12 protein-coding genes are annotated in these 11,476 nt (G+C 35.8%); 5 read left to right on the forward strand and 7 right to left on the reverse strand.

The window, feature by feature from the left end:
- Positions 1–27 precede the first annotated feature (27 nt).
- On the forward strand, positions 28–303 hold the full coding sequence (locus tag BKP35_RS02960) for a ubiquitin-like small modifier protein 1 (protein ID WP_071311886.1): 276 nt from the start codon (positions 28–30) through the stop codon (positions 301–303).
- Positions 303–572, forward strand: a complete 270-nt coding sequence (locus tag BKP35_RS02965) for a MoaD-like domain-containing protein (RefSeq protein WP_071311887.1) — start codon at positions 303–305, stop codon at positions 570–572. Before BKP35_RS02960 ends, BKP35_RS02965 begins: the two co-directional genes overlap by 1 nt.
- Positions 573–728: 156 nt before the next feature.
- Here BKP35_RS02965 and BKP35_RS02970 read toward each other — a convergent pair whose 3' ends face one another.
- Positions 729–2,552 carry an aldehyde ferredoxin oxidoreductase family protein gene (locus tag BKP35_RS02970; protein WP_071311888.1) on the reverse strand — a complete coding sequence of 608 codons (1,824 nt, stop codon included), beginning with the start codon at positions 2,550–2,552 and terminating at the stop codon, positions 729–731.
- A gap of 280 nt (positions 2,553–2,832) precedes the next feature.
- On the opposite strand from BKP35_RS02970, the gene BKP35_RS02975 reads away from it, so the two are divergent.
- Both BKP35_RS02975 and BKP35_RS02980 read left to right on the forward strand, forming a co-directional pair.
- Entirely contained in the window at positions 2,833–3,861 is a 1,029-nt protein-coding gene (locus tag BKP35_RS02975; RefSeq protein WP_084031417.1) for a ThiF family adenylyltransferase, read from the forward strand.
- A 151-nt stretch (positions 3,862–4,012) separates the two neighbouring features.
- Positions 4,013–4,723: a class I SAM-dependent methyltransferase gene (locus BKP35_RS02980; protein ID WP_071311889.1), complete on the forward strand. Its 711-nt coding sequence runs from the start codon at positions 4,013–4,015 to the stop codon at positions 4,721–4,723.
- 293 nt (positions 4,724–5,016) lie between these two features.
- Here BKP35_RS02980 and BKP35_RS02985 read toward each other — a convergent pair whose 3' ends face one another.
- From BKP35_RS02985 to asnB, 3 genes are all read right to left on the reverse strand, one after another.
- Positions 5,017–5,937 (reverse strand): CAP domain-containing protein, encoded by a 921-nt coding sequence (locus tag BKP35_RS02985; protein ID WP_071311890.1) that lies wholly within the window; start codon positions 5,935–5,937, stop codon positions 5,017–5,019.
- A 136-nt stretch (positions 5,938–6,073) separates the two neighbouring features.
- Positions 6,074–7,006, reverse strand: a complete 933-nt coding sequence (locus BKP35_RS02990) for a manganese-dependent inorganic pyrophosphatase (protein WP_071311891.1) — start codon at positions 7,004–7,006, stop codon at positions 6,074–6,076.
- A gap of 370 nt (positions 7,007–7,376) precedes the next feature.
- A complete protein-coding gene (gene asnB, locus BKP35_RS02995) occupies positions 7,377–9,224 on the reverse strand; it encodes an asparagine synthase (glutamine-hydrolyzing) (protein WP_071311892.1) in 1,848 nt (615 codons plus the stop codon).
- A 440-nt stretch (positions 9,225–9,664) separates the two neighbouring features.
- On the opposite strand from asnB, the gene BKP35_RS03000 reads away from it, so the two are divergent.
- Positions 9,665–9,847, forward strand: coding sequence for an H-type small acid-soluble spore protein (locus BKP35_RS03000; protein WP_071311893.1), 183 nt, complete (start codon positions 9,665–9,667; stop codon positions 9,845–9,847).
- Between the two features lie 117 nt (positions 9,848–9,964).
- Here BKP35_RS03000 and BKP35_RS03005 read toward each other — a convergent pair whose 3' ends face one another.
- The 3 genes from BKP35_RS03005 to BKP35_RS03015 form a co-directional block, all read right to left on the reverse strand.
- Positions 9,965–10,432 carry a low molecular weight protein-tyrosine-phosphatase gene (locus BKP35_RS03005; RefSeq protein ID WP_071311894.1) on the reverse strand — a complete coding sequence of 156 codons (468 nt, stop codon included), beginning with the start codon at positions 10,430–10,432 and terminating at the stop codon, positions 9,965–9,967.
- A 281-nt stretch (positions 10,433–10,713) separates the two neighbouring features.
- Positions 10,714–11,001: a hypothetical protein gene (locus BKP35_RS03010; RefSeq protein ID WP_071311895.1), complete on the reverse strand. Its 288-nt coding sequence runs from the start codon at positions 10,999–11,001 to the stop codon at positions 10,714–10,716.
- Between the two features lie 131 nt (positions 11,002–11,132).
- Complete coding sequence (locus BKP35_RS03015; RefSeq protein WP_071311896.1) at positions 11,133–11,465, reverse strand: YolD-like family protein; 333 nt, start codon at positions 11,463–11,465, stop codon at positions 11,133–11,135.
- Between the last annotated feature and the right edge of the window lie 11 nt (positions 11,466–11,476).

Below are 11,476 nucleotides of genomic sequence, written 5' to 3' on the forward strand. Positions count from 1 at the left end.
TAATAATGATAAAAAGGAGTGATACAGTTGCTAATTAAAGTATTTGCTAATTTCCGAGAAATTTGTGGCGGGAAGACCGTCACTTTATCGATTAAAGGTGAACAGCCGATTCAATTAGTTTTAGACGAACTTATTAAGGATTTCCCATTAATGAGAGAAGAACTATTTACCGAAGAAAGCAAGCTTAAGCCACTCGTACACGTGTTTATCAACGGGAAGAATATTATCCATCTAGACGGTTTAAGTACAAATGTAAAACAAACCGATGAAGTTGCTTTGTTCCCTCCTGTAGCAGGTGGCTAATGATAAAAAAGCAGTTAGAAATTAGGGGAATATCTCGAGTAGAACTTAGTAAGTACTTACTTCAAATCGGTGCTTCAAAAGAAGACTCTACAAGTACTTCCTCATATAAAGGGAACGGCTGGTCATGTAAATTGTCTTGTGAAGAAAGCTTTCGTATGTTTCAATCAAATATTCCTAAAGTATTCGTTACTTTTGAAGCCATTGAATCCACAACTTTAGAAGGGGTTATTACAAAGTTTCGTAAAAAAACATTTCGTGCAGGTGGTTAACATCAACAGTTTTTAAACTGATCAAAAAGATGGTGGGACAAAACAAAGTGTCAGACACCGCTAGACACCGAATATAGACATATGATAAATCTTTACGTCTATATTTAGTAGGATCCGCGTGGTGTCAGACACTTTTGTCCCACCCTCTTTTCTTATTTATGCTTCAATACTTTCTTCAATTTCAAGCTCTTTTAGTTTTTCTTTCGTAACTAAACCGTTCTCCCAGCCTCTTACTTCATAGTATTCTTTTAACATTTCAGCTAGGTGGCTAATCTCACCTTTAGAGTTGCCAGTTGCCGGCTCTTTTAAGAAACGATCTGGTAATGTATCATCTTTCCCATCAAAACCAGCTTGATTATTAAAGTAGCGCTCAATGTTATATACTCTTTCACCGATCTTCATAATATCATCACCAGTAAGCTCTATACCTACGACTGCTGAATACTGTTCTGCATACAAATCAGCGTTTTCAGAGAATGAAGAGAATTTACAAAGATCAAGAGAGTCAGAGAATGCATGTAAGTCTTGGAATATTTTTAAAAGTTCGCCTTTTCCTTCAACTTTATTGCGATCTATCGCCTCTGGAATACCCGCGATTTCAGCTGCAATCGTATAACCTCTTAAGTGACAAGCTCCACGGTTACTCGTTGCATATGCTAAACCAATTCCTTGAACACCACGAGGGTCGTAAGCTGGAATTGCCTGATTTTTAACAACCATAGCTAGCTTTTCGTTACCGAATTGTTTTGCTGCATTTCCAGGACCTTCTGCTAAAATATTACCTATTCCTTCGCGATTAACAATCTTTTCTACCCAAGCGATCATCGTATCGACATCGCCCCAGTCAATCTTATCTTCAATTAAACCTTTTTCTGAAGCTTCCATTGCCATTGAGAATGTGTTACCTAACTCAATCGTATCAATACCATAGTCATTACACTGGTTAATTAAGTAAGCAATTGCTTCCTTATTCGACGTACCACAGTTTCCACCTAAAGCCCAAGCTGACTCATATTCATAGCTCTCTGTTCTAGTTTTATATTTACCATCTTTCACTTCTACTTCCTTTTTACATGCTACAGGACAAGCATGACATGTTGGTTCAGCTACTAAAAGTTCATCACGAATAGCTTCGCCACTAATCTCATCTGCTTTGTCAAAATAAGATTCTTGTGAGTTTTTATACGGGAGAGCACCTACTTCATTCATAATGTTCATCAATACATTTGTCCCATATACTGATAAACCACCTTTATTTGGAGCCGTTAAAGCGCCTTCATTTATTGCTGTCAAACCATTTTTTATAGCTGTTGGATACTTTTCTGGTAATGCAGCTTCTGGCATATTACCTTTTTGCGTCGCTTTAATAACGATCGCTTTCAAGTTTTTAGAACCGGCTACAGCTCCTGTTCCACCTCGCCCAGCAGAGCGATCATCTTCATTCATCCATCCAGCATAGCGAACTAGTTTTTCTCCACCTTGACCAATGGACATTACACTTGTATCTTTATCTCCGTAAAGTTGTTGTAATGCGTTAATTGTTTCGCGGGTAGTTTTCCCCCATAGGTTCGAAGCATCCTTTAACTCGGCTTTTCCATCTTCAACATACAAATATACAGGGTTCTCACTTTTTCCAGTAAAAATTAGATTGTCAAAGCCAGCCCATTTTAACCTTGCTGCAGTCCAGCCCCCCATATGTGAATCCGTTACGGTTCCAGTTAATGGAGAACGTGTTACTGTACAAAGTCGACCACTCATATGAATCCTTGTTCCTGTTAAAGGTCCCGTCAAAACAGCTAACATATTTTCTTGGGATAACGGGTCAGCGTCATATACTTTATGATCAACCATATACTTCACACCTAACCCACGTGCACCAACGTATTTTTTTACATCCTCTTCATTTAACTTGCGATACTCAATGGTACCTTCTGTTAAGTTAACCCAAGCTTCATGATTACGATAACCTCCTAAAATCATTAAACAACCTCCCAAAACTTTTTATTTTGTGAAACATTTAACTAATTCGCTAAAACCTTCCTTTTTCCTCTTTATCTTACAAATTTTTTAAGATAAACTTATCACAAATCTATTATAATGAATTTCATAATTCATTATAATCGCCATTAAGTAACTAAATGTAGTTGCCTTATTTCGTTCGCAACTACATTTAGATTGATATGGCTCAATTTAGTAAAATATGAAATTCACTCATTAATATGATGTTTTAACTACAAATAGACCTCAAGGAGATTCGATTATGGACAAAATGAACAATAAATACTCACGTCAGCTTTTATTTTGGCCTGAAGGAGAAAGTAGTCAAAAAAAACTAAGTGAAAAAATTGTAACGATTATTGGGATCGGGGCGTTAGGAACTGCTCTTGCCAATCACCTTGTTCGGGCAGGCGTTGGTGAAGTTAGATTAGTAGATCGTGATTTTGTAGAAGAAAGCAATTTACAACGTCAAATGCTTTTTGATGAAAAAGATGCGGCAAATCACTTACCAAAAGTAGTCGCAGCCGAAAATAAATTATCCACCATCAACTCTTCAGTTAAAATAAAACCATATATTGAAGATTTAAATGCTAGCAATATTGAAGATATTGTGGAAGGGTCTCATTTAATTTTAGATGGAACTGACAATATGAGTACGCGATTTCTTATCAATGACGTTAGTATTAAATTAGAGATACCTTGGATTTACGGAGGCGTTGTTCATTCAAGAGGAATGACGACAACGATTATCCCAAATATCACCCCTTGTTTTAGATGCTTATTCCCTGACGTAGAAACTGGACATGCCGAAACTTGTGATTCAGTTGGTGTATTAAGTACTGTCGTTCATGTGATCGCTTCTTATCAAGTAACAGAAGCATTGAAACTTTTAATTGAAGACCGAACTTTTATTAGAGAAGAAATGATCCAATTAGATGTGTGGAAAAATGACTTTGAATTATTTCCCTTCCAACTATCGTTGAATGAAGACTGTTCATGCTGCCAAAAGAAGGATTTTAAGTTTTTATCGGATGTAAATACACAATTAGTTTCTTCGTTATGTGGCAGAAATGCCATTCAAATCACACCAATGGCATCAAAAGAAATTGTTTTTAATGACTTTTATAAAAAGTGGGCCAAGTTAGGAAAAGTAAAACAAACACCATATTTGTTAAGGTTAACCTACGAAGGCTATCAACTTTCTTTATTTAAAAACGCCCGACTTCTAGTTCAAGGAACAGCTGACCAGAAAATTGCCAAACGACTATATTCTACACTCGTTGGAGAATAAGTCGGAGCTTATCTAAAAACTATTTTTCGTTCACCTTGTTCCATTTCGTTTTAAAATTTCATAAGTTATAAAGAAACTTAACTAACTATTGGATTAGTTAATGGTTAATTTAAACTTCTGAATTCTAAAATGATCGAAAGGTGACTGATACATGAATAAATTTAGTTATACTGACATGTTAGCTTACTTAGGTATTAGTAGTGCTCATCCCGGCGGGTTTATGTTAACAAAAAGTATTTTAGATAATGAAAAAATTGAACGAAATTCGCAAATTTTAGATATTGGCTGTGGTACTGGACGAACGTCTGCTTTTTTAGCTAAAAAATACAAATGCAACGTTACTGCCATTGATTGCCATCCTACTATGATCACAAAAGCTCAAAAGCGATTTAAAAGAGAAAATTTAAAAGTTAAACTTATTAATGGAACTGCAGAGAAACTTCCGTTTAAAAAGGAAACATTTGATTTTATTATTGCAGAATCGGTAATCGCTTTTACAAACTTAGATTTATCATTAAAAGAAATTTCCAATAAGTTAAAGCACAAAGGGAAATTTATTTCAATTGAACTCGTCTCCGAAGATGTGCTTACCGACAATGAAAAAGAGGAAATAAAAAAACTTTACGGGCTTAAAAATATTTTATCAGCTACAGAATGGAAAAAGAAACTCACTAATCACGATTTTTCAAGCGTCGTAGTTGAAGAAGATAACAACGAAACAGATCAAAATATAGCCTCAGAAAAACATGACCCATCAGAACATCTTAATCCTGAATTGTTTCAAATTTTTGAATCCCACGCTAAGTTAATTCAAAAATATAAGGGACGGCTAGGGTACCGAATTTTTAAGTGCACTAAATAAATTTTATAAACATAGAAAAAACTAAGGCTTTTGCGACGAATTGTCAAAGCCTTAGTTTTTTTAAAAATTTTATTTGAGGGTGGGACAAAAGTGTCTGACACCACGCGGATCCTACTAAATATAGACGTACAGATTTATCATATGTCTATATTCGGTGTCTAGCGGTGTCTGACACTTTGTTTTGTCCCAGCCTCTTTCCGCCACTAAGATCAATATATAGTTGCGTCAAAACCATTCGCAAACAATATATTGCGTGATGTGGCTCATTTTTCGTAATTAGGAAATTCACTCATCTATTGACTTATAAACATTTGTGTCCAGTGGTGTCCATTTTCATTGTAACCAACACCTATGTGCGTAAAATCTCCATTTAAGATGTTTTGGCGGTGTCCTTCACTATCCATCCACGATTGCACGACTTGCTCAGGTGATTGTTGACCTTGGGCAATGTTTTCTGCTGCTGAGTTATAAGAAACACCAAAGTCTCTAATCATGTCAAAAGGAGACCCATAAGTTGGACTTGTATGCGAAAAATAGTTGTTTTCTTGCATATCATTAGATTTTGTTCTAGCGACATTACTTAAATCACCATGTGCTTGTAAGTCCGACAATCCATTATTTCTTCTTTCGACGTTTGTCAACTCAATTACTCTAGATTCAAACTCGTTAATACCTTCTGCAGGTGCTTCTTCTCTCGTCTCTTCTTCATCTGGTGTTGTAAATTCTGGCTGCCCTTCTTCCGGCTGTTCATCTACTCTTTCAGGTTCTGCAGGTTGCCTTTCTTCTGCTCTTTCAGGCTCTGCAGGTTGTGCTTGCTCTTCTGCCCACTGACGTTCCTGTGGTTGCTCTCCTGTACCCTCATGCTCGGTAGGAGTTGGTTGCTCCTCTACTGGACCCTCTTGACCAGGAGCACCCCCTGGAACTTGGAATTGTATATTATGTTGGTGCTCTTGACCATCATCAACAACAAACTTATATTTAGCTTTTTGAATTTCTATCGCTTTCGTATGTGGAAATTGATCACTTGGTACGTTTGTACTCTCACTAGAAATTGCCGCATACGGATTTGGATTAACCATTTCTTCTTGCGCCTGATACTCTCTTCCAAATTGTTGTTGATCTCTTGTTTCTAGACCGGCGCCGCCAACTCCACAACCAACGAGTGCCAGTAAGTATATACACATTAGAATTAGTATGATATTTATTTTCTTCATCGTTAATACCCTCCTTTACTTGTTATTTCATATTTTTTCTATAATTATCGCTAATTATTTATGGTAATAAAATGTAAGTGTTCATCAATTTTGAACAAAAAAAAGAGCAGGCCACATTGACCATGCTCATTTTTTATTACATTTTATTAAAGATATCCGTTAACACTGGGACAATTTGCTTTTTGCGAGATACTACACCTTTTAAAGTTGCGGTATTATTAGTTAATGTCACATCGTAAGCTTCTTCAACCGCTTTTGCACTTTCTCCTACAGTAAGCGCCACAGAATCGCTATTTAAAATATCTGTAACGACTAATAAAAATAAATCTAAGTTCTTTTCTTTTACAACTTCTGCTATAGCAGCTTCTATTTCCTCTTGACGAACAAGCACGTCGTTTGTATCTACAGCATTTACTTGAGCAATTTCAACTTTATAGTTACCCATCGTAAATTCTTTTGCATCTAATGAAATTAATTCAGTAACTGTTTTATCACTTAAATTAGCACCTGCTTTTAGCATTTCTAATCCGTAAGTTTCAGCATTTACTCCAGCTATTTCTGCTAACTCATGAGCTGCCTTTACATCTTCTTTTGTACATGTTGGAGACTTAAATAAAAGCGAATCAGAGATAATTGCCGACAACATTAACCCAGCAACCTCCTTTTCAATCTTTACTCCATTTTCCTTATACAGTTTGTTTAATATCGTCGCTGTACAGCCAACTGGCTCAGCTCGATAGTATAAAGGGTCACTCGTTTCAAAATTAGCAATACGGTGATGATCAATAACTTCTAATACACGCACCGCATCGATATCACCAACACTTTGTTGACGCTCATTATGATCAACTAAAATTACACCATTTACTTCGTTTGCAACAGTACTAACTAATCGAGGAGTTTCTGCCTTGAAATATTCTAAAGCAAATTGTGTTTCTCCATTAACTTCTCCTAAACGAACTGGCTCTGCATCCATCCCTAATTTCACTTTTAAATCTGCATAAGCTATTGCTGAACAAATTGTGTCTGTATCTGGGTTTTTATGACCGAAAATAAGTACTTTTTCCATACTCTCTACTCCCTTATTATTAAATTGGTATGTTATAGCCATCATTTTATCGAAAAAAAGCTAGTTTGTCTAAATTAAAATTATATAAACTAATCAATATTTTACAATCCGCCTAAATTAATGACTTTATCAGTATTGAATTATTTTTGTTCGAGTGCTTAAGATGTATTTCTATATAAAAAACTAGCGTGTCAATTGAAGAGACAATTACCAAGCGAGCCCAAAGGACAAAAAAACAAGAAGGTTCCCAAGAACACTATGTCAGTGACGTTTGGCACCTAGATATAGACGGGTGTAAATTGTATACGTCTATAATTCGGAGTTACTTTACTGACACTTTTTTGGGACCCCTCTTTAATGGTAAATATCTTTAATCTTTCACTTCCACCTTATAAGTTTTTAGCCACGTATCAATTTGTGCTAAATGTGCGATCAGTTGGGGTCCAGTCATGAGTTGCCCGAACCACGGTCTTTTAAAAGCTGCTCCATCTGTTGCAACGATTTCCCTAAGCTTCTTTTTATCTGCAAATTGCAGTAATGGAGAGGAAGGATCATCCACAATTTCTTGTAGCCACTGTTTCACCGCCTTCGTATAATATGGGTTGTGGGTTTTAGGATAAGGACTCTTTTTCCGATAAAGGACGTTGCTTGGTAAAACTCCTTCTAATGCTTTTCTTAAAATCCCTTTTTCGCGCCCTTCAAGATTTTTCATTTCCCATGGGATATTCCACACATACTCCACTAAACGGTGATCAGCAAATGGAACACGTACTTCCAGGCTTGCGCCCATACTCATACGATCTTTACGATCAAGTAACGTTGTCATAAACCAGACAATATTTAAATAAAACAACTCTCTGCGACGAGCTTCTTCATCTGTTTCTCCTTCAAGACGCGGTGTCTCTGCTAAAGTTTCTTTATATCGTTGCATCACATAATCTTGAAGCTGCAGCTTTTCGCGCCACTCGTTATTAAGAAGCACTTCTCGTTCTAATATCGAATCCATCCAAGGAAAACCGTCTCGATTCATTAAATCTTTGCGATGAAACCACGGATAGCCACCAAAAATCTCATCAGCACACTCGCCTGATAGACCAACCGTAACATCTTTTTTAATTTGTTTACAAAACCATAATAGTGATGAATCGATATCGGCCATGCCTGGAAGATCTCGAACATAAACCGCCTCTTTTAAATAAGTTGCTAAATCTTCATTCGTAATCACTGAGGAATGATGCTTTGTTCCTAAAAACTGTGAAACCTCTTTAATCCAAGGTCCGTCGGCATTCGGTTGGAAATCGTTCTCTTTAAAAAACTTATCATTATCAATATAATCAATTGAGTACGTTTGAAGCTGTCCTCTTCCTTCTCTTTTAAAGTAATTTGCTGCAAAGGCAGTTAACGCACTAGAATCAACCCCTCCAGATAAAAACGTACTTACTGGAACATCTGCAACTAACTGTCTTTCAACAGTATCTCGTAGCAACCACTGAATTTTCTCAGCAGTTTGTTCTACATTATCTTCGTGCTTCTTACTATCTAATTGCCAATAACGAAAAACTTTTAATCCATTACGATTATATTTCAAAGCGTGACCTGGACGTAATTCTTTCATATCGTTAAAAATGCCGTGACCCGGTGTTCGTGAAGGACCTAACCCAAACACCTCTGCTAGGCCTTCTCTTGTTACTTCACTCTTTACATCTGGATGCGCTAATACCGCTTTTATTTCTGAGCCAAATAAGAGCCCTCCATTCATCTCTTGATAAAAAAGCGGCTTCACACCTAAGCGGTCACGAGCAATAAACAATTCTTGTTTTTCAGCATTCCAAATCGCAAAAGCAAAAATCCCATTTAAATGATCGACACACTTAGGACCCCATTCTATAAAAGAAGTTAATAAAACTTCAGTATCTGAGTGAGAGTTAAAACGATGACCACGCTGTAATAACTCTTTCCGAAGATCCTCTGTATTGTAAAGCTCTCCGTTATAGGCTATCGTAAACGCTTTGTCTGACATTGACTTTGTCATCGGTTGTTTTCCGCCTTCCGGATCTACTACAACTAATCTTGTATGCCCAAAAACTGCATGATTTGTACTCCAAACTCGATAGTCATCAGGCCCACGTTTACTTAACGTATTGGCCATTCGCCGAACGAGCTCCTCCTCCTTCCTTAAATCTTTATTCCAATTGATCCAACCTGTAATACCACACATCTATATCAACCCCTCCTAGGGAATGTTGTTTAAATTAATGGACTTACTGCCCATACAGCAACATATTCACACATAATGGTAATTGTTCTTTCTTTAGGAGCAATTGGCATGTATTCTGACACATTTTTTTCACATTAATGAATTTCATAATTCATAATTCTCACCACTAAGACAATATATAGTTGCGTCAAAACCATTCGCAAACTATATATTGCATGATGTGGCTCACTTTTGGTAATTATGAAATTCACTCACATGCATATTTTTGTGAATTTTTGAGATATTATGGATAGACTTTAATTTAATGAATTTCATAATCCAATATTGTTGCCATTAAGTATCTATATGCAGTTGCGTTAAACCGCTCGCAACTACATATAGCTTGATATGGCTCATTTTATATAATTATGAAATTCCACTCAATTAGGAGGAAAATACATATGAACACTAATCGTGCACAACAAATTTTAGAATCAGCAAAAGATATTGAAGTTCAGCATAACGGATCCTCTATCTGGATTCAGAATGTTAATCCTGAAGAGGGAACAGCACGTGTTTATCCAAGACAAAACCCCGAGCAAGAAATGACTGTCAGTGTGACCGAACTACAAGAGAAGCATTAAGAAAAGAAGTGGAAGACGCCTTGGTTAGCTTCGACAAGCTAAATGGAGCAAGCCTTAATACAACAAAAAGCTGAATTGCAGTAAGGATTATACCTACTTCAATTCAGCTTTTTCATTTTACAGCTTATGTTTCTTAATGTGCGTAAGTAATTGTTTGCAAGCTTCTTCTACAAGTTCGTATACCTCTTCAAAATTACCTGTAAAATAAGGATCTGGAACGTCTACAACTTTAGATTCAGGGATGTAATCCAGTAGCCTATTTATTTCTCCTGACTCACCATACCCTTTCATCCGGTTCAAGTTGCCTAAATTTTCTGCGTCCATAGCAATAATATAATCAAATTGTTTTAAATCTTCTTTTTTGACCTGTCTTGCTAGCATATTCTCACTATCCACTTTATTATCTTTTAAGATTTTTAACGTTCCATCATGAGGACGATTTCCAATATGCCAATCTCCAGTCCCAGCAGAATCAATGACAAAATCTTTTTCTAAACCTGCCTCTGCTACCTTTTTTCTAAAAATTGCTTCAGCCATTGGTGACCTACATATATTACCTAAACAAACAAATAAAACTTTAACCATCATCTTCTCCTTTCAAAATTATACATCTAATATTCACTTAACTTATTATAGCTTTTTTATATTTTTCTGCAATAACACTTCTGTGTAAGCGCTTTAAAATTATTCATTTTAATACAAATTAATTTATTTTTATTCAAAATAAAAGTTTGTGATTTTTTAGTATTTTCAGTTAACTCACCTCAAAAGGAAATCCTCTCTAAATGGTGAGAGGATATGTGAACACGTAGTATATATATTATAGTTATTAAACGAGATTGTTTATTCCTACTTTTCTTGTCTTTTTACTTGAAAATTTCTTGATGCTCTTCTTTAATTTTTGCTAAAACAGCTTCAACTGTCTTATGCTGCTGGCCAACGCGATAGCTCTTAACATTTCTTAAAGAACAACTACACTCAGGATTCCCTTGAAGAATTTGAATAACTTCCTCATCATCACATTCGATTTCTTCCAACATATTCCCTTTGCAATTACAATCACTGTTTTCAAATTTTTCATAAATCACAAAAAAATCATCTTTTGTTTCCTCAGTGAAATACTCTTTTGTTTCGACTAAATCTTGAACGATCACGTCTTCACTTCCTATTCTTAATTTTTATAAATTATTTTTTGCAATTCCTACTATAACATTTTTCCCCTCTTATTTGGGCAACTTTTTTGTGAAATTTATATTACATTTTTCCGAACACGGTGAATGGTTATTCAGTCGACTCTTTTCATATCAATAATATCTTCTAAAAATATTTGCACCTTCGTACCATCCACTTTTGCGACCTTTATTGAAGTTAAACTGTGGTCGACATGATCAATAACGCCGATTACACTTCTGTAATCACCGCTTTTAAAATACTTCAACTGTACTGATTCTCTCGTTTGTAAGGAAAAATGGATGATTTCATTAAATTCCTCTAACCGTTGTTCATCGATGATAGGCTTAGTTTTATAGTTTTGACGCTCTTTTAATTCACGGATCATTGATACGTGTTCCGGAAGCATCATTGCTGTCCATTTTATATTACCCCGATCTTTTAACATATTTTCACCTC

It is taken from the genome of Anaerobacillus arseniciselenatis (assembly GCF_001865995.1).
Taxonomy (GTDB): domain Bacteria; phylum Bacillota; class Bacilli; order Bacillales; family Anaerobacillaceae; genus Anaerobacillus; species Anaerobacillus arseniciselenatis.

Excerpts from the sequence above, each read along its gene's own strand:
- BKP35_RS03000 (WP_071311893.1), top strand. The coding sequence starts at position 9,665 with ATGAACACTAATCGTGCACAACAAATTTTAGAATCAGCAAAAGATATT.
- BKP35_RS03015 (WP_071311896.1), bottom strand. The coding sequence starts at position 11,465 with ATGTTAAAAGATCGGGGTAATATAAAATGGACAGCAATGATGCTTCCG.
- BKP35_RS02985 (WP_071311890.1), bottom strand. The coding sequence starts at position 5,937 with ATGAAGAAAATAAATATCATACTAATTCTAATGTGTATATACTTACTG.
- BKP35_RS02970 (WP_071311888.1), bottom strand. The coding sequence starts at position 2,552 with ATGATTTTAGGAGGTTATCGTAATCATGAAGCTTGGGTTAACTTAACA.
- BKP35_RS02980 (WP_071311889.1), top strand. The coding sequence starts at position 4,013 with ATGAATAAATTTAGTTATACTGACATGTTAGCTTACTTAGGTATTAGT.
- BKP35_RS02965 (WP_071311887.1), top strand. The coding sequence starts at position 303 with ATGATAAAAAAGCAGTTAGAAATTAGGGGAATATCTCGAGTAGAACTT.
- BKP35_RS02990 (WP_071311891.1), bottom strand. The coding sequence starts at position 7,006 with ATGGAAAAAGTACTTATTTTCGGTCATAAAAACCCAGATACAGACACA.
- BKP35_RS02975 (WP_084031417.1), top strand. The coding sequence starts at position 2,833 with ATGGACAAAATGAACAATAAATACTCACGTCAGCTTTTATTTTGGCCT.
- BKP35_RS03005 (WP_071311894.1), bottom strand. The coding sequence starts at position 10,432 with ATGGTTAAAGTTTTATTTGTTTGTTTAGGTAATATATGTAGGTCACCA.
- asnB (WP_071311892.1), bottom strand. The coding sequence starts at position 9,224 with ATGTGTGGTATTACAGGTTGGATCAATTGGAATAAAGATTTAAGGAAG.